The following is a 16146-nucleotide window of genomic DNA, read 5'->3' as shown; positions in this document are numbered from 1 at the left end:
AACCGGATCACTCAAGCGCCGCCATGGCCAGCTGCTGCTCGGTCGCGTTCTCGAGGAACTTACCACCACCGCGTGCAACACAGGTCAGAGGATCATCAGCAACAATCACTGGCAGGCCCGTTTCTTCGCTCAGAAGTTTATCGAGATCACGCAACAGAGCGCCACCACCAGTCAGCACCATGCCACGCTCAGCAACGTCTGAAGACAGCTCAGGTGGTGATTGCTCAAGCGCACCTTTAACCGCCTGAACGATCTGCGCCAGGGACTCCTGCAGAGCTTCGAGAATTTCGTTTGAATTCAACGTAAAGCTACGTGGAATACCTTCTGCCAGGTTGCGACCGCGAACATCGATTTCACGGACTTCACCACCTGGGTAAGCCGTTCCGATTTCCTGCTTGATGCGCTCAGCAGTCGCTTCACCGATCAGACTGCCGTAGTGCTTACGCACGTAAGCCACAATCGCTTCATCGAAGCGGTCACCACCGACCTTCACAGATTCGGCGTAAACCACACCACTCAGAGAAATGATCGCAATCTCAGTAGTACCACCACCGATATCAACAACCATCGAACCGCGTGCTTCATCAACCGGCAGGCCAGCACCAATCGCTGCGGCCATCGGTTCGTAAATCAGATACGCCTTGCTCGCACCGGCATTAATCACGGAATCACGAATCGCACGGCGCTCGACTTTGGTAGCCTGGAACGGCACACACACCACAACACGTGGGCTTGGCGGCATCAGGCTGCGCTCGTGTACCTGTTTGATAAACAGTTCGAGCATTTTTTCAGTGACTTCAAAGTCGGCAATAACGCCGTCTTTCAGTGGACGAATCGCCTGAATATTCCCGGGCGTACGGCCCAGCATGCGCTTCGCATCGGCACCGACGGCCTGTACTGATTTACCATTAGGTTGAGTCCGGATGGCAACCACTGACGGTTCATTCAGGACAATTCCCTTATCTCTCATGTAAATCAGGGTGTTGGCGGTTCCCAGGTCGATAGACAGATCACTGGAGAACAGGCCACGGAGCTTCTTAAACATCCACCGGGTTCCCGTAAACAAATATGGCAAAAAATTGCCGTAACTCTAGCAATGGCGGGGATTTAGGGCAAGGGACATTTGTGGTAGTCTCGCCCACTTATATATTCGTTCGTATTCATTGGAGTAAACCCATGGCTCTGGATCAGGATCAGGTTCGCAAAATTGCCAGCCTTGCCCGCCTGCAGATCGACGACGGTCAGATAGCCGAATATCAGACCAATCTGACCAATATTCTCGACCTGGTAGATCAGCTTTCTGCTGCCGATACCGACGGCATCGACCCGATGGCTCACCCGCTTGATGCGGTTCAGCGCCTGCGCGCCGACGTAGTGACCGAAGAAAATCAGCGCGAGAACTTCCAGAAAATTGCACCAGCCACCGAGCAAGGTCACTACCTTGTGCCTCGAGTAGTTGAATAAGGCCCAGCCAATAAGCGGGCAGTTGCCTCCAGGACATTGAGAATGCACAACAAAACTATTGCTGAGATTTCACGCGATCTCGCCGCCGGAGAATACTCCAGCACCGAAATCACGACCGACCTGCTGGCGCGGGTTAAAGACCTCGATAAAGGCCTCAACAGCTTTATCACCGTCACCGAAGAACAAGCACTCGCGCAAGCGAAAGCCGCCGATGAACGCCGTGCCGCGGGTAACGCGACACCATGGACAGGCGTGCCGATGGCGCACAAAGATATTTTCTGCACCAAGGGCGTATTGACCACCTGCGGTTCAAAAATGCTGAGCAACTTTGAAGCCCCCTACGACGCAACCGTGGTCGAGAACTTCAATAACGCTGGCGCCGTTTCACTGGGTAAAACCAACATGGACGAATTCGCCATGGGGTCATCCAACGAAACCTCTTACTTCGGCCCGGTGAAAAACCCATGGGACACCGACCGCGTACCCGGCGGTTCATCCGGTGGTTCGGCCGCAGCCGTTGCAGCTCGTTTAGTACCGGGTGCAACAGCAACCGATACCGGTGGTTCAATCCGTCAGCCTGCTGCCCTTTGTGGTATTACCGGTCTGAAGCCAACCTACGGACGCGTGTCTCGCTGGGGCATGATCGCCTTCGCATCCAGCCTTGATCAGGCCGGCACCATGACCCGCACCGTCGAAGACTCCGCCATGATGATGAACGTGATGGCCAGCTTCGATAAAAAAGACTCCACCTGCGTTGAGCGCGACGTGCCGGATTACACCAGCACGCTCAACGACAGCATTGAAGGCATGACCATCGGCCTGCCAACTGAATATTTCCGCGACGACATCAGCGCCGAAATGCAGCAGCAGGTACGCAACGCCATCGCCGAATACGAAAAAATGGGCGCCAAAGTGAAAGAGATTTCACTGCCGAACACCCACCTCTCTGTGCCGACTTACTACGTAGTTGCACCGGCCGAGTGTTCAGCCAACCTGTCTCGTATGGATGGTGTTCGTTTCGGTTATCGCTGCGAAGATCCGAAAGACATCGAAGACCTCTACTGCCGCTCACGTGGTGAAGGCTTCGGTAATGAGGTTAAGCGCCGCATTATGGTCGGTGCCTACGCACTGTCTGCAGGCTTCTACGATGCCTACTACAAAAAAGCGCAACAGGTTCGCCGCCTGATTAAAAATGATTTTGTCGAAGCCTTTAAAGACGTCGACGTCATCATGAGCCCGACCTCACCGACGCCAGCATTTAAGTTTGGTGAGAAAACCGACGACCCAGTCGCCATGTACCTCGAAGATATCTTCACCATCGCAACCAACCTGGCCGGTCTGCCGGGGATGTCTGTGCCATGCGGCCAGGTAAACAACCTGCCAGTGGGCCTGCAATTGATTGGTAACTACTTCGACGAAGCTCGCATCCTGAATGCTGGTCATAAATTCCAGCAAGCGACTGATTGGCACCTGAAAGCTCCACAGGGCATTGAATAAGAGAGGTTTATGATGGAATGGGAAGTCGTAATTGGCCTTGAGATTCATGCTCAGCTGGCCACCAAGTCTAAGATTTTTTCCGGCGCTTCGACCGCATACGGTGCCGAAGCCAACACCCAGGCCTGCGCTGTCGACCTGGGTCTGCCGGGCGTACTGCCGGTATTTAACGAAGAAGCACTGCGCATGGCTGTGAAGTTCGGCCTCGCGATTGATGCCGAAATCGGCCTGAAAAGTGTCTTCGACCGTAAAAACTATTTTTACCCGGATTCACCTAAGGGCTACCAGACGACTCAGCTGCACCACCCGATCGTCGGCATGGGACACATTGATATCGAACTGGACGACGGCGAAACCCGTCGCATTAATGTAACCCGCGCTCACCTCGAAGAAGACGCCGGTAAATCTGTGCACGAAGGCTTCAGCGGTATGTCAGGCATCGACCTGAACCGTGCCGGTACGCCACTGATCGAAATCGTTTCTGAGCCAGAACTGCGTACAGCTAAAGAAGCCGCGGCCTACTTTAAGAAGATGCACAGCATCGTAACCTACTTAGGTGTGTGCGACGGCGACCTGTCGCAAGGCTCAATGCGTTGTGACTGTAACGTCTCTCTGCGCCCGAAAGGTCAGGAAGAATTCGGTACCCGTACCGAAATTAAAAACGTAAACAGCTTCCGTAACGTAGAACGCGCAATCAACGCCGAAATCGAACGTCAAATGGACATCCTCGAAGACGGTGGCGTCATCCTGCAGGAAACCCGCCTGTACGATGCAGACAAAAATGAAACCCGCGCCATGCGCTCTAAAGAAGTAGAGAACGACTACCGCTACTTCCCGTGCCCGGACCTGCTGCCTGTCATCATTGATCAGGATTACGTCGACGCCGTAAAAGAAACGCTGCCAGAATTGCCAGATGCTAAGAAAGCACGTTTCGAAAACGACCACGGCCTGTCAGCCACAGACGCCGCCGTACTGGCCGCTAACCGTGACCTCGCAGACTTCTTTGAAACCGCAGCGAAAATCGCTGGCGACTACAAACTGACTGCCAACTGGGTACAGGGTGATGTGTCTGCTGCACTGAACCGCCTCGAAGTCGGCATCAACGAACTCAACATCACGGCAGAGCAACTGGGCCGTATCCTGCAGCTGATTAAAGACAACACCCTTAACAACGGTGGTGCAAAAGAAGTCTTTAATGCTCTGGTTGAAGGTAAAGGCGACGATGTCGATGGCCTCGTTGATTCACTTGGTCTGAAGCAGGTATCGGACACTGGTGCGATTGAAGAAATCGTTGCTCAGGTACTGGTCGACAACCCGAAACTGGTGGAAGGCTATCTGGCCACCCCAGAAGAAAAACGCGGTAAAGCCATGGGGCCGTTTATTGGTCTGACGCGTAAAGCCGCGAAAGGGGTGAACCCGCAGGTGGTGATGGAAGTGCTGAAGAAGAAGCTTGAGGAGTTGTAAGCACTTGTCAAAGGTGGGAGCGCCATGCGCCCCCACCTCTAACGACTTAGAAATCTAAAAGATCAACTTTTCGGTCTTGCTCTGTTATGCTTTGTAGAACCGAGTCATATCGTTCCCGTAACTTTCGTAGAATATCGTAATGTCGGTCAAAAGTTTCTTTTTCAATATCCAAATAGTCAGCAATACTGTAAATATTTAACTTATACAATTTCCCAGGGGTATCTCTATCATCAACCTCTATTAGAACCTTGCGTAATTCACAGTCTTCAACGTTTCGAATTTCACTCAACAATTTCCAGAACGATTCACCAGCAGCGTCCAACAAGGCTGAAAATGGGCTATACAATCTTAATGGAAGTGTATAAAAAAACTCTGCTTCCGTGATCATCTTAAGTGAAAAGTCTTCTCCAAAGTAAAAATTTATATCCGCTTTTTCAAAGAAGCCATGACCTTCACACTCCTCAATCGAATTAAAATTATCTAAGCCCCAATAATTCAAATTAGTTTCAATTAATTTTTTAAAAAAATACTTATTGAACCTATATTTATCCAATATTGCCAAGAAGGACAATTCCTGCTCCCATCCTCCTGAAGTAGTAAGCATTTTCTCATAGAACTTGATACTAAACCCTTCATTCTGCCTAGAGACAAACGAAGCCGAATAATACTCACGAACACTTTTATGGATAAACTGATAATCAAAACCATCCTCAATTAAAACACAGGCGACCTTCGATATATCATAGAGGAAGTCCGACGGTGAGAAATCAAAATCTTCAGTAGCGACATCCGAAATATCACCTGCATCATTGGATGACATTGATACTTTATTTTCTTTACTACATTCAAAACAAAAACGCTCAAATGCCTGTTGAAGTTCCCGCTCTCCTGACGAACACCTGCGTTCTCTTATAAATCCCGGTTTAGCGCCATCATGCTTAATAAGTAGCGTCGAAAATAGTTTAGAATAGAAATCTGTAAAGTCATTTGGTATCTCCTGAAAGGAACGATACAAAAGAACCATCAAAGTCATCATCAGCGGGGTAGTCAATAGCTCTTGAATATCTGTGTGACTATCCTTCAATGCTTTTATAAGACTTGATCTTTGCTCTGAATCATCAATTAATTTTTTCAATATCCGAGGGTGATCACTAGGTTCCAGCGAAGATAAATCATATACGGAAAAGAAGCTCGATCGCTGAATAGAGCAGCTTGGCCGAGAGGTAATCACAAACTTAACTGCCGGGTACCTAGACATTATACTCTCGATGTATGATATTACCGCCATAGCTGAATCGGCGGGGACCTCGTCAAATCCATCTAGAAGGAACACCATCCGACCGCTTGAGCAGAAATAGTCAAAAACATCATCATCTACGGAGAATCCAAGGTCAGACAACGAAGAGAATATAAGCTCTTTTATACTTCCATACTTGCCAATCTTACGAAGTTCTATAAATACAGGTATTCTAGTTCCTCGCTTTAATTCTTGAGAGCAAAGATATCTAAGGAATATAGATTTTCCCTGACCAACAGTGCCCTGTATAACCACACCCGTGTAATCCGGCAATTCATCTATCTTAGAAACCGGATATTTCTCACCAGAAATCACCAAGCCTGACGGGTAATAGAAACTATTTAAGTCAACGGGTCGGTCAACTTGCCAAATCGTTTTGACCTTTCGAAAGGAATAAATTTTTTTGTATAGCTCATTAATATTCCTATCCGCTCGCCATCGCCTCAATCTCTTTTTCACCCCTCCTTTGGAAGAGCTGTAAAGATCATCAATTGGAGCTTTCAAAACTCGCGCTACACCAAGTAGTTCACCAGACATAAAATCCCTTTATCAATAAACACACAAAGACACCCATAATGCTTGGCACCTATTTTCTTCAGTTATGATTTAAATCAAATTTTTAATATTGTACAAATCAGCTCTATCTAACTGTCAGTATTCTATTACAGATCAGACTCTATAGTAGTTAAAAAAAAGAAGTTACACCACTCGCCAGCATGCTCCTGCGAAATCATTCGCTTATAGACAGTGCTCTATCGCAATACTAAAACTGAGCCTACAATAAACATTAAACTTGGCCAACTAGGAAATACCACCCACATACTGTCGAACTCGCTTGTGATATTCCAGAATATCCATCACCGCGATATTCTCTGCGGAGTAATCTCCGCCCTGGAACAGCGGTTTGGTAAACCCGAGGCATTCATTAGCAGCCAAAGTCATACCCGCTTCTGACAGTGCGGCCTGGGCATCCAGGTGATACCAGTCGTCTCCTAGAGCTACATCAACGGGCGGAAGGCCATACTCTTTGATCTCTTCGGTGACAGTCATCACTTCACCATCGGTGACCGAGACCATCACGAATTCGCCATCCGGTAATTCTAAGAACACATCGCCCATCGGGGTGATGTCGAGGACGGTCGCATCGGCTGGTAACTCCCACAGAGCTTTGATGCCGTCTGAGGTTTGGGTGTCATAACCGACTTTGTATTTCATAGAGTTCACCGCTGGGTAATAGATTCGCAAGATGTATCGCCATTCTACACGGGTCTATGGCAAGTCGGGGATATGATCCTTTCCTACAGGCTACCGATTCATTTCTTTATCAGAGCATCAACAAAGACGACGATCCCGTGCCTTACGTCATCGCCTTTTCATCTAATCGCGTTAATCTGACTCCTGACCTTATCGCGGAGCAGTGTTATGTCATCGACGATCAATCATGCCTTTTCATCACTGAGTATCGGGGACAGCGACCAATTAACCCATACAGTCACAGAAGGCGACGTGCGCCTGTTTGCTGCCTCCAGCGGCGATAATAACCCTGTTCACCTGGATCACGATTACGCAGAGCACTCCCGTTTCGGCGGTGTCATTGCTCATGGTATGTACTCGGGCGTTCTTATCTCCCGAATGCTGGGTACTCAGTTTCCGGGGCCCGGCACCATTTACCTGTCGCAAACGCTCAACTTCAGAGCACCTGTGCGACCGGGAGATACGTTAACTGTGAACGTGGAGGTGATAGCGCTTCACGAACAAAAACCAGTCGCTACCCTCGCCTGCACAGTGACAAACCAGAACGATGAGCTGGTGACCGACGGAGAATCCGTGGTGTTAGTTCCTAAGGACGCGAAAGAGGTGGAAATGCCGGTGCTACCGAGGTTTGAGGAAATTTAGACTCGACTTATCAACGGCTGGGAATAAAGAAATAGCCAACAAAGGCTGTAAAGGCAAAGCCATAAGAAGACACGATCAGAAGCAAAGCCATTCGACGGTCACTAGTATTTGCAACAGATCGATACTTAATCATATTAACATAAGGTCCATTTTCTAATCGTTTGGCCCACCACTCAGGTACAGCGATAACGGTAGCGACGGCTAAAACTCTTAAGCCTAAAATATCCACGGCCTCTTCAGGCCTATCACCAACAACTCGTCGAGACATGTTTCTGAAGTTGATTCTACTAAAGGACAACCAAGTTACTGCGGTAGCGAGCAAAAAACCGCACCACACAATAGCCAGAACTTCAAAAATCGTCACTTTGACATATCCCACGCAGCATCAGAAACCGCTTCACCAAAGTCACTACCAACTTTACTAGCCAGATAACCAACCCCTAAGCTGACCATGAATATTGCCCCCAGAACACCCCAGCCAACCGGACCGGCTATGGATATCAAGCCAAAATACGCCGCTTTACCTGCAAACAGCCCGGCTGCAGTGCCTGCGCCGAACCCAGTCACCTCTCGCGCACCTGCACGCATCCAGTCGCCACCGTCTTCGGCAATTCCCATGACTTCCGTCGTCCGGAAGACACCATCGGCGACAATCGTCGCACTGCCGAGATTCAAGGAGGTATAGAGCTTCAGAGGCACAGGAATACTGGAGTAAAAATACCCGGTATAGAAAAACGAAAGCTCATTGATACCTTACAGGTAAAAAGTATATTGCCAGCGTTAAGAGAGCCAGAGTGTGCATAGCGAGTACCAGCAATAAAGCGGAGCGCCTGTCAGCAACACTCGCATATGCCCTCATCTTTGAGATCCCCTCCAGCGGTGTGCCTTCAAAGCGCCTCGCAATATATGTAGGCAATACCAATACATTGGAGATAATTAAGACTCGGGTCCCCATAACATCTACTGGCTCTTGCTCATACAAGCCAGCTTTCTTTGCGCGCTCTTCAAGCGCATTTAAATTCTTCCTGCTAAACAAAATCCAGAACACGCAGGTCAAGATCATCAAGCATATCCAGGCGACCAATACGTAATCAAAAAGAGTCACTGCGATAGCTCCCATACACGGTCAGATAGCTTCTCTCCGGCAGCACTACCAATTGTCGATGCGAGGTAACCAGCAGCTAAACTGACAGCAAAGATAGCTCCCAGCACTCCCCATCCTACGGGGCCAGCAAGAGCAATCAAACCAGAGTAGGCCAAACCACCTGCATATAACCCAGAAGCTGTACCCAGCCCAAACCCAGTCACCTCTCGCGCACCAGCACGCATCCAGTCACCACCGTCTTCGGCAATTCCCATGACTTCCGTCGTCCGGAAGACGCCATCGGCGACAATCGTCGCTGTACCGAGCCCATTGATCAGTTTACCCATCTTCGCAATCTGACTGGCCTGTAACTGCCCTTCTACGTTTAACCGGATGTCCGGCTTAGTCGCTCTCGGTTTACGCTTTGCCAGCGTGATACCGCGCTCTGCATTACTGAAGGCCGTTCCGCGATTTTTGGCACGGTGAGCTTCAGGTGAGAAGCTCTGTAATTCAATGGCATAGCGCTGAGCCAGTTCAGCATAGGCGATACGCACAGAGCGCTTAGCCTCGATAACTTGCTGACCGTGCCCGCGTCCGTATTTGCCAGACTCCACCAGGCTGCGCAGATTATTCAATGATTCTGGTAGGTAACGACGGCTTTTTCAAAGTTATTCAGGCGCTCAAAAGCCCCGGTTGCACCCGCACCAATCGCTGCATTCAGCTTAGCCATGTTCTCATCGCCGAAATAACGATCGAGAAACGCGGCCAGAACGGCAGTTTCATCACCGCACGCTTCCGCGACACCCGCAATACACTGACGTTCAGCAGGTGCTACCCGGTTCAGTTGATTACGGACACTGACCGACAGACTGTCGGACTCAAGGCTGAAAACGGTAGAACGTGGCAACGATGTGCCCGGCATAACCTGGTTTGCCGTACACAGTTGTTGAGTATCATCGGAGCTCAGTCCATGCAGTACATCTGATGCTTTGACAGGCTCTTTGAGGAAAAGTAGTTCAGGCACAATGTCTTCCCTGGTTAAGTGCTTATTCTGGCAATTATGCATGAGGGCCATAGCAGTCTCAATGTAAGCCTGAATGTCAGGCTCAAGTCTGGCTTGATGCCTGCGCTGCTAACCTGTTCTATTGCTATCGCGAATAGCCTTCGGCTGATTCGCTCCCACAACGCAGTAACATCACTCCTACACACACGGGCTTTGTCTGATTACACTGATGATCTTCAGTAAAAGGGTTCTGTTATGTCTGCGGCTGTTATTTCTATTCTGTCTGCCGGTTTGTTCTTTCTTTTTGGTCTGATCACAGGCGTGATTAAGTATCAGCAGATCGTTGCTTCACCAAAGGGGCGTGCTCACATTTATATCGATGTGTGTCACCGAGCGTCTTTAATGTATGCGTTTGCCTGCGTGCTGATCTATCAGTTTGTTCTGATCAGTGAGTTAGCCGATTGGCTAGAGGTATTAGCGGTCATACTTCTGGTGGGGTATTTTGCCACTGCGGTAATCAGTTACTTTATCCACGGAATAAAACAAGACACACGCAATCAGTTGCATCTGTCAGACGGAGAGAAGCCGACCTTTGTTCATAAGTCGATTCCTGTCTATATGTGGACACTGATCGCGGCGGAAATCGGTGGTTTTCTTATCTTGTTCTATGGGGTTGTTATCGCTCTGGTGTAGCAGAGCTATAACTTCGCTCAGTGAATACTACTGTCGTTCTTCCAGAAACTTACGCAGCAGTTTTGCGTTTCGAAGGTTGGCTTTAAAGCCAATATCGAATAGGTCACCGATCAGTGGTATTGCACCAATCACGGTATCGACAGCTATGTTCATCACCATACGGAATTTCAGCCAGAAGCCAGCCCCTGATCTGTGCGCAAGAACGACAGGATAGAGCGCCATAAGGAAAGACGCACCATCACCTATCCCGGGTAGCAAACCAATAATTCCATCGAGACCAATCGAAAAGCGTGTAAACGGAATCCTGAACTGCGCATCCATCATGCGCGCAAACCGCTCTACCTGCTTAAGGCGTTCAAGATCTTCCGGTGTTGCCACGTTATGCCTCGTTCTTTAATTCAGTAAAATTACGACAGTGTAAAACCCGGTTTAGTTTTAAGCAGGCATTAAAAAACCGCCCGTAGGCGGTTTGTGTGCACTCACTTAACGCTGTTATTTAACAACCTTGAGTGACGGACGACCAGAACCTGATGAATCAGACTTGCTCGTTTTCTCCGGCTTACCTGGAGGAGGCGGTGGATCATCCGGATCAGGCGCGCCGGCCTCAGACCCGAACACCATGCCCTGACCGTTTTCCTTGGCGTATATCGCCAGGATCGCAATCAGGGGCACATAGATATCCATCGGAACACCACCGAAGCGTGCATTAAATGACAGCCCATCCTGATTGATCAGCAGACTGCGTACTGCAGATGGGCTGATGTTCAGCACGATCTGTCCGTTGTTTACGTAATCGTCAGGAACCTGAACATTGGGGAGCCCGGCATCGACCAGCACATACGGTGTGCAGTCGTTGTCGAGGATCCATTCATTCAGCGCCCGCATCAGATACGGACGGCTGGGTGTCATCTTATCTTTCATATCAGTCGCGCATCTCGCGTTCAGCTTCAGACAGTGATGCCTGGAAGCTTTCGCGCTCGAACAAACGCTCCATGTACTGAATCAATGGCTTGCACTGCTTTTCAGGCAGCTCGATACCAAGCTGCGGCAGACGCCACAGGATAGGAGCGACACAGCAATCTACAATTGAGAACTCTTCGCTCATGAAGAACGGCATCTCAGTGAAGATAGGAGTCGTCGCAACCAGGCTGTCAGTCAGTGCTTTACGCGCCTTGTCTGCATCCTTTGGTTTGCCGGTCAGGATAGTTTCGATCAGACCACACCAGTCGCGTTCGATGCGGTGCATCCACAGACGGCTCTGCGCACGCGCTACCGGATATACTGGCAGCAGTGGCGGGTGAGGAAAACGCTCATCGAGGTATTCCATCATTACGTTTGGCTCATACAGAACCAGCTCGCGGTCTACCAGGGTTGGCAGGCTGTTGTACGGGTTCAGTGTGGCCAGATCTTCTGGCTTGTTATCCGGGTCGATATCGTGAATATCAACCGTAACGCCTTTCTCGGCGAGTACGATGCGTACACGGTGGCTGTAGTGATCAGCCGCATCGGATAAGAACGTCATGGAAGAGCGCTTGGCTACAACTCCCATAGTTTCCTCTCTTTTATAACTGCGAATAGTTAATTGGGCACGGCCTGAAACGAATACAGCCCGACCGCTGTTTAAGGCGGTCGGGCTCTGACTCAGGCTCAATTAAGCGAAATTACTTAATATCGCGCCAGAACTCTTTGTTCAGGAAGTATACCGGTACAAAGAAGATGGCCAGGAACAGCAGAACCCACCAACCGAGACGCTCACGCTCAACAGCGATTGGCTCAGCCATGTAAACCATGAAGTTCACGAGGTCGTAGACCAGCTTGTCGTACTCATCAGCAGACAGCGTGCCTTCTTCTTCGATGTACAGGACATGCTCTTTTTCGACCATGATAGGCTGACCAGTCAGAGTGTCGAAACCCTCTTCAACCAGTGCAGTACCCAGTACCTGATTACCCTGCAGCTCTGCCAGAACGTGTGGCATACCTACATCTTTGAAGACAACGTTGTTAACGCCCCATGGACGGCTGTCGTCTTCGTAGAAGCTGCGCAGGTAGGTGTACAGCCAGTCAGGACGGCGTACACGTGCAACCAGTGTCAGATCCGGAGGCGTAGCACCGAACCAACGCTTAGAATCTACCTGATCCATTGCGATGGTCATCTTGTCACCGAACTTCTTGTCGGCGAATACAAGGTTTTCCATCATCAGTTCTTCTGGAATATCCAGATCTTTCGCTACGCGGTTGTAACGGGCGTGCTCCATAGAGTGACAGCCCATGCAGTAGTTAGCAAAAGTCTGAGCACCACGCTGCAGTGACGCGGTGTCATGCAGGTCAGTCAGGTGCTCATCCAGTGGAACGCTGCTGCCAGCAGCCAGTGCGAGCGCAGGGACGAAGGCAGCAACCAGTGCAAATATCTTTTTCATGCCCAGTTTCATCTTAGTGGCCTCCAGTTACGCGCTCAGGGACAGGCTTGGTTTTCTCGAACTTCGGTGCCAGTGGCAGGAAGACGAAGTAACCAAAGTAGATAACAGATGCGATCTGAGCGATCAGAGTCAGAAGCTCAGTTGCAGGCTGTGTACCCAACCAGGTCAGCAGTGCGAAGTTGAAGCCAAAGATCACGATGTAGATACGGCTAACGATACCTTTGTAGCGCCAGCTGCGTACCGGGCTACGATCCAGCCAAGGCAGTACGAACAGTACAGCAATAGCAGCACCCATAGCGATTACACCCAGCAACTTATCCGGAACCGCACGCAGAATGGCGTAGAACGCACCGAAGTACCATACAGGGGCAATATGCTCAGGAGTCTTCAGGCCGTTAGCAGGCTCGAAGTTAGCGTATTCCAGCATGAAGCCGTTACCTTCCGGGAAGAAGAACAGCACAGTACAGAACACCATCAGGAAGACCACAATACCCACCAGATCGTGAACGGTGTAGTAAGGGTGGAACGGGATGCCATCGAGTGGCTTGCCGTTTTCGTCTTTGTGCTTCTTGATATCAACGCCATCTGGGTTGTTAGAGCCTACTTCGTGCAGCGCCAGCAGGTGCATAACAACGAGAGCAACAATAACCAGAGGTACAGCAACAACGTGCAGAGCGAAGAAGCGGTTCAGGGTAGCGCCTGAAATCAGGAAGTCACCACGGATCCACTCAGTCAGCAGGTCGCCGTATGGCATGACAGAGAACAGGGAAATAATTACCTGAGCACCCCAGTATGACATCTGACCCCATGGCAGTACGTAACCCATGAAAGCTTCAGCCATCAGTGCCAGATAGATCAGCATACCGAAGATCCAGATCAGCTCACGTGGCTTCTGGTATGACCCGTACAGAATCGCACGCATCATGTGGAGGTAGACAGCAACAAAGAAGAAGGTCGCGCCGGTGGAGTGCATGTAGCGGATCAGCCAGCCCCACTCTACGTCACGCATGATGTATTCAACAGAAGCGAAAGCAGCTTCAGCACTTGGCGTGAACTGCATGGTCAGCCAGATACCCGTCAGAATCTGGTTAACGAGCATGAGCATAGAAAGTACGCCGAAGAAGTACCAGAAGTTGAAGTTCTTCGGAGCATAGTACTTAGACATATGCTTTTCATAGGTCTGGGTAACCGGCAGACGGTCGTCGATCCAGGCCATGATTTTATTGGTGTTCTGGCTCATTACGCGTTCTCCTCATCAACACCGACCACGACTACGTTGTCGCTCTCGAACATGTAGGCAGGGACAACCAGGTTGTCAGACGCCGGAGAACCACCGTATACACGGCCAGACAGGTCGAAGCGTGAACCGTGACATGGGCAGAACCAACCACCCTGCCAGTTTGGATCAAACGGCTGAGGCTCAACTTCAGGTACATACTTAGGCGCACACCCCAGGTGAGTACATACACCCAGCAGAACGATCAGCTCAGGCTTGCGGGAACGGTAAAGGTTGTCAGCGTATTCAGGCTGCTGCGCTTTATTAGCGTTCTCAGGATCTTTCAACCGGTCAGCGAGGCCTTCCAGAGTGTTCAGCATGTCTTCGGTACGGCGGGCGACATACACCGGCTTACCGCGCCATTCAGCGGTGACCATTGCACCTGGCTCAACTTTGCTGACATCGATCTTCGCCGGAGCACCTGCTGCCTTTGCTTTTTCGCTTGGCATCCAGGACTTAACGAAGGGCACCGCAAGGAAGCCAGCACCGACAGCACCGACACCGGCAGTAGCGCCGACCAGCAGAGTACGCCGGGCCTTATTAACGCCGTCTTGACTCATTACCATCTTCTCCCATCATTTAAATTCTTATGCAGCTACACGACCTGCGCTAGTTGTACATAATTTATACAGATCAAGCGTAGCATACAGGGCGGCGCACATAATAGAGAAAACAGGGTCAGGAAACAACCAGAAATACCCACAAGGCATGGGGTTTTGGGCATAAAAAAAGCGCTTATTGATCTGTGCCAATAAGCGCTTCTTTCTGCTCTGCAGCGTTGGATTAACGCTTGGAGAACTGTGGCTTCTTACGTGCTTTACGCAGACCCACTTTCTTACGTTCAACTTCACGAGCGTCACGAGTAACGTAACCCGCTGCACGCAGTGAAGGACGCAGAGTTTCATCGTACTGCATCAGTGCACGGGTGATACCGTGACGGATTGCACCGGCCTGGCCATTACCGCCACCGCCTTGTACGTTGATGATCACGTCGAACTTTTCGAGGCTTTCAGTCAGTTCGAGTGGCTGACGAACAACCATACGAGCCGTTTCACGACCGAAGTACTCGTCCAGAGGACGCTTGTTTACTACGATGCTGCCAGTACCAGGACGCAGAAAGACGCGCGCGGTGGAGGTCTTACGACGACCGGTACCATAGTATTGTGTTACTGCCATCATCTTATCCCAGTTTCAGTTCTTGCGGTTGCTGAGCAGTATGTGGGTGCTCAGTACCTGCGTAAACTTTCATTTTCTTGAACATAGCACGACCAAGAGGATTCTTAGGAAGCATGCCTTTCACCGCAAGTTCGATTACCTGTTCTGGTTTGTAATCGATCAGCTTCTCAAAAGAGATCGATTTCAGACCACCCGGGTAACCTGTGTGGCGATGATACATCTTATCGCCAGCTTTCTTGCCGGTTACTTTTACTTTGTCTGCGTTGATAACAACGATGTAATCACCGGTGTCAACGTGTGGAGTGTATTCTGGCTTGTGCTTTCCTCTCAGGCGGAGAGCAACCTCAGTGGCCAGGCGACCCAGCGTTTTATCAGCTGCATCAACAACAAACCACTCACGTTTTACGGCTTCTGGTTTTGCGCTGTAAGTTTTCATCAAATTCTCGCCTTCAAGGGCATTGTTGATTCGAAAAGAGGGCGGCATTCTATAGGAGGGATTGGGGTAGTGCAAGGACTAATTCAATTAGTTTTTAAGTCCCTGCATTACAAGGTAAAACCTCAATACTGCTCTGGCTCCTTGAGAGAAACCAAGCCCCAGATCAGACTCAGAAGTGCCACCATGACGTCTAACAGAATCGCCAGCCCCATTGCCTGAGATGTCTCTTCTGCCTGGTCATATCCCATTACCTGCCCTGCCCAGAAAAATCCGGCGCTGACCAGAAAGCCAACCACAATACAGGTAATCAGAAAGTAACCTTTTGCATCGTCCAGCATCAGTTTCTCCTGAGTCAGGAGAGTCTGAATCCACCAGCGTATGCCACCACAAAGAACCAATGTGATAAGTACGCCTGATAAAAAGTAAATCGCCATTGTCGCTAAGCC

Annotated in this window: 22 protein-coding genes; 5 read left to right on the top strand and 17 right to left on the bottom strand. The window is 50.0% G+C overall.

Features of this window, described 5'->3' with window-relative positions; genetic code table 11:
• Nucleotides 1-7: 7 nt before the first annotated feature.
• On the bottom strand, nt 8-1045 hold the full coding sequence (locus B3007_RS13615; protein ID WP_068435621.1) for a rod shape-determining protein: 1038 nt from the start codon (nt 1043-1045) through the stop codon (nt 8-10).
• 131 nt (nt 1046-1176) lie between these two features.
• On the opposite strand from B3007_RS13615, the gene gatC reads away from it, so the two are divergent.
• Genes gatC through gatB form a run of 3 tightly spaced genes read left to right on the top strand, consistent with a single transcriptional unit; the run spans nt 1177 to nt 4422 of the window.
• On the top strand, nt 1177-1464 hold the full coding sequence (gene gatC / locus B3007_RS13610) for an Asp-tRNA(Asn)/Glu-tRNA(Gln) amidotransferase subunit GatC (RefSeq protein ID WP_068435619.1): 288 nt from the start codon (nt 1177-1179) through the stop codon (nt 1462-1464).
• A 42-nt stretch (nt 1465-1506) separates the two neighbouring features.
• Entirely contained in the window at nt 1507-2961 is a 1455-nt protein-coding gene (gene gatA, locus B3007_RS13605) for an Asp-tRNA(Asn)/Glu-tRNA(Gln) amidotransferase subunit GatA (RefSeq protein WP_076516382.1), read from the top strand.
• 12 nt (nt 2962-2973) lie between these two features.
• On the top strand, nt 2974-4422 hold the full coding sequence (gene gatB / locus B3007_RS13600) for an Asp-tRNA(Asn)/Glu-tRNA(Gln) amidotransferase subunit GatB (protein WP_301378346.1): 1449 nt from the start codon (nt 2974-2976) through the stop codon (nt 4420-4422).
• 46 nt (nt 4423-4468) lie between these two features.
• Here gatB and B3007_RS13595 read toward each other — a convergent pair whose 3' ends face one another.
• Together B3007_RS13595 and B3007_RS13590 are read right to left on the bottom strand one after the other, a co-directional pair.
• The gene (locus tag B3007_RS13595; RefSeq protein WP_301378310.1) at nt 4469-6256 is read right to left on the bottom strand and encodes an NACHT domain-containing protein; all 1788 of its coding nucleotides are present in this window, start codon (nt 6254-6256) and stop codon (nt 4469-4471) included.
• Between the two features lie 264 nt (nt 6257-6520).
• Nucleotides 6521-6934, bottom strand: a complete 414-nt coding sequence (locus B3007_RS13590) for a T6SS immunity protein Tdi1 domain-containing protein (RefSeq protein WP_301378309.1) — start codon at nt 6932-6934, stop codon at nt 6521-6523.
• Between the two features lie 207 nt (nt 6935-7141).
• Here B3007_RS13590 and B3007_RS13585 point away from each other — a divergent pair, with 207 nt between their 5' ends.
• Complete coding sequence (locus B3007_RS13585; RefSeq protein ID WP_301378308.1) at nt 7142-7615, top strand: MaoC family dehydratase; 474 nt, start codon at nt 7142-7144, stop codon at nt 7613-7615.
• A gap of 10 nt (nt 7616-7625) precedes the next feature.
• Here the strand turns inward: B3007_RS13585 and B3007_RS13580 are convergent, their stop codons facing one another.
• From B3007_RS13580 to B3007_RS13560, 5 genes are read right to left on the bottom strand one after another with little or no spacing between them, the layout of a single operon-like run.
• A complete protein-coding gene (locus B3007_RS13580; protein ID WP_301378306.1) occupies nt 7626-7979 on the bottom strand; it encodes a hypothetical protein in 354 nt (117 codons plus the stop codon).
• Nucleotides 7976-8314 (bottom strand): hypothetical protein, encoded by a 339-nt coding sequence (locus B3007_RS13575; protein WP_301378304.1) that lies wholly within the window; start codon nt 8312-8314, stop codon nt 7976-7978. Before B3007_RS13575 ends, B3007_RS13580 begins: the two co-directional genes overlap by 4 nt.
• A 43-nt stretch (nt 8315-8357) precedes the next feature.
• Nucleotides 8358-8720, bottom strand: coding sequence for a hypothetical protein (locus B3007_RS13570; RefSeq protein WP_301378303.1), 363 nt, complete (start codon nt 8718-8720; stop codon nt 8358-8360).
• Nucleotides 8717-9334, bottom strand: coding sequence for a hypothetical protein (locus B3007_RS13565; RefSeq protein ID WP_301378302.1), 618 nt, complete (start codon nt 9332-9334; stop codon nt 8717-8719). Before B3007_RS13565 ends, B3007_RS13570 begins: the two co-directional genes overlap by 4 nt.
• Nucleotides 9331-9723 (bottom strand): hypothetical protein, encoded by a 393-nt coding sequence (locus B3007_RS13560; protein WP_301378301.1) that lies wholly within the window; start codon nt 9721-9723, stop codon nt 9331-9333. Before B3007_RS13560 ends, B3007_RS13565 begins: the two co-directional genes overlap by 4 nt.
• Before the next feature lie 234 nt (nt 9724-9957).
• Here B3007_RS13560 and B3007_RS13555 point away from each other — a divergent pair, with 234 nt between their 5' ends.
• The gene (locus B3007_RS13555; protein WP_076516368.1) at nt 9958-10395 is read left to right on the top strand and encodes a hypothetical protein; all 438 of its coding nucleotides are present in this window, start codon (nt 9958-9960) and stop codon (nt 10393-10395) included.
• A gap of 27 nt (nt 10396-10422) precedes the next feature.
• Here B3007_RS13555 and B3007_RS13550 read toward each other — a convergent pair whose 3' ends face one another.
• The 9 genes from B3007_RS13550 to B3007_RS13510 form a co-directional block, all read right to left on the bottom strand.
• The gene (locus tag B3007_RS13550) at nt 10423-10773 is read right to left on the bottom strand and encodes a DUF4112 domain-containing protein (protein ID WP_076516366.1); all 351 of its coding nucleotides are present in this window, start codon (nt 10771-10773) and stop codon (nt 10423-10425) included.
• Between the two features lie 114 nt (nt 10774-10887).
• Complete coding sequence (locus tag B3007_RS13545) at nt 10888-11316, bottom strand: ClpXP protease specificity-enhancing factor (RefSeq protein WP_068442448.1); 429 nt, start codon at nt 11314-11316, stop codon at nt 10888-10890.
• Nucleotide 11317: 1 nt separating this feature from the next.
• Entirely contained in the window at nt 11318-11944 is a 627-nt protein-coding gene (gene sspA / locus B3007_RS13540; protein WP_068443856.1) for a stringent starvation protein SspA, read from the bottom strand.
• A gap of 112 nt (nt 11945-12056) precedes the next feature.
• Nucleotides 12057-12812 carry a cytochrome c1 gene (locus tag B3007_RS13535; protein ID WP_301378298.1) on the bottom strand — a complete coding sequence of 252 codons (756 nt, stop codon included), beginning with the start codon at nt 12810-12812 and terminating at the stop codon, nt 12057-12059.
• A gap of 13 nt (nt 12813-12825) precedes the next feature.
• Nucleotides 12826-14052 carry a cytochrome b gene (locus B3007_RS13530; protein ID WP_297530729.1) on the bottom strand — a complete coding sequence of 409 codons (1227 nt, stop codon included), beginning with the start codon at nt 14050-14052 and terminating at the stop codon, nt 12826-12828.
• Nucleotides 14052-14648, bottom strand: a complete 597-nt coding sequence (petA, locus tag B3007_RS13525; protein WP_297530731.1) for a ubiquinol-cytochrome c reductase iron-sulfur subunit — start codon at nt 14646-14648, stop codon at nt 14052-14054. The genes B3007_RS13530 and petA overlap by 1 nt, the downstream gene beginning before the upstream one ends.
• A gap of 223 nt (nt 14649-14871) precedes the next feature.
• Nucleotides 14872-15264, bottom strand: coding sequence for a 30S ribosomal protein S9 (gene rpsI, locus B3007_RS13520; protein WP_068443028.1), 393 nt, complete (start codon nt 15262-15264; stop codon nt 14872-14874).
• 4 nt (nt 15265-15268) lie between these two features.
• The gene (rplM, locus tag B3007_RS13515; RefSeq protein ID WP_068438803.1) at nt 15269-15700 is read right to left on the bottom strand and encodes a 50S ribosomal protein L13; all 432 of its coding nucleotides are present in this window, start codon (nt 15698-15700) and stop codon (nt 15269-15271) included.
• Between the two features lie 122 nt (nt 15701-15822).
• Complete coding sequence (locus tag B3007_RS13510) at nt 15823-16134, bottom strand: hypothetical protein (RefSeq protein WP_076516360.1); 312 nt, start codon at nt 16132-16134, stop codon at nt 15823-15825.
• Between the last annotated feature and the right edge of the window lie 12 nt (nt 16135-16146).

It is taken from the genome of Thalassolituus sp. UBA675, from assembly GCF_002297765.1.
In the GTDB taxonomy this organism is placed as follows: domain Bacteria; phylum Pseudomonadota; class Gammaproteobacteria; order Pseudomonadales; family Oceanobacteraceae; genus Thalassolituus.
This window is presented reverse-complemented; position numbering and strand designations above follow the sequence as displayed.

Excerpts from the sequence above, each read along its gene's own strand:
- B3007_RS13615 (WP_068435621.1), bottom strand. The coding sequence starts at position 1,045 with ATGTTTAAGAAGCTCCGTGGCCTGTTCTCCAGTGATCTGTCTATCGAC.
- gatC (WP_068435619.1), top strand. The coding sequence starts at position 1,177 with ATGGCTCTGGATCAGGATCAGGTTCGCAAAATTGCCAGCCTTGCCCGC.
- gatA (WP_076516382.1), top strand. The coding sequence starts at position 1,507 with ATGCACAACAAAACTATTGCTGAGATTTCACGCGATCTCGCCGCCGGA.
- gatB (WP_301378346.1), top strand. The coding sequence starts at position 2,974 with ATGGAATGGGAAGTCGTAATTGGCCTTGAGATTCATGCTCAGCTGGCC.
- B3007_RS13595 (WP_301378310.1), bottom strand. The coding sequence starts at position 6,256 with ATGTCTGGTGAACTACTTGGTGTAGCGCGAGTTTTGAAAGCTCCAATT.
- B3007_RS13590 (WP_301378309.1), bottom strand. The coding sequence starts at position 6,934 with ATGAAATACAAAGTCGGTTATGACACCCAAACCTCAGACGGCATCAAA.
- B3007_RS13585 (WP_301378308.1), top strand. The coding sequence starts at position 7,142 with ATGTCATCGACGATCAATCATGCCTTTTCATCACTGAGTATCGGGGAC.
- B3007_RS13555 (WP_076516368.1), top strand. The coding sequence starts at position 9,958 with ATGTCTGCGGCTGTTATTTCTATTCTGTCTGCCGGTTTGTTCTTTCTT.
- B3007_RS13545 (WP_068442448.1), bottom strand. The coding sequence starts at position 11,316 with ATGAAAGATAAGATGACACCCAGCCGTCCGTATCTGATGCGGGCGCTG.
- sspA (WP_068443856.1), bottom strand. The coding sequence starts at position 11,944 with ATGGGAGTTGTAGCCAAGCGCTCTTCCATGACGTTCTTATCCGATGCG.
- B3007_RS13535 (WP_301378298.1), bottom strand. The coding sequence starts at position 12,812 with ATGAAAAAGATATTTGCACTGGTTGCTGCCTTCGTCCCTGCGCTCGCA.
- B3007_RS13530 (WP_297530729.1), bottom strand. The coding sequence starts at position 14,052 with ATGAGCCAGAACACCAATAAAATCATGGCCTGGATCGACGACCGTCTG.
- petA (WP_297530731.1), bottom strand. The coding sequence starts at position 14,648 with ATGAGTCAAGACGGCGTTAATAAGGCCCGGCGTACTCTGCTGGTCGGC.
- rpsI (WP_068443028.1), bottom strand. The coding sequence starts at position 15,264 with ATGGCAGTAACACAATACTATGGTACCGGTCGTCGTAAGACCTCCACC.
- rplM (WP_068438803.1), bottom strand. The coding sequence starts at position 15,700 with ATGAAAACTTACAGCGCAAAACCAGAAGCCGTAAAACGTGAGTGGTTT.
- B3007_RS13510 (WP_076516360.1), bottom strand. The coding sequence starts at position 16,134 with ATGGCGATTTACTTTTTATCAGGCGTACTTATCACATTGGTTCTTTGT.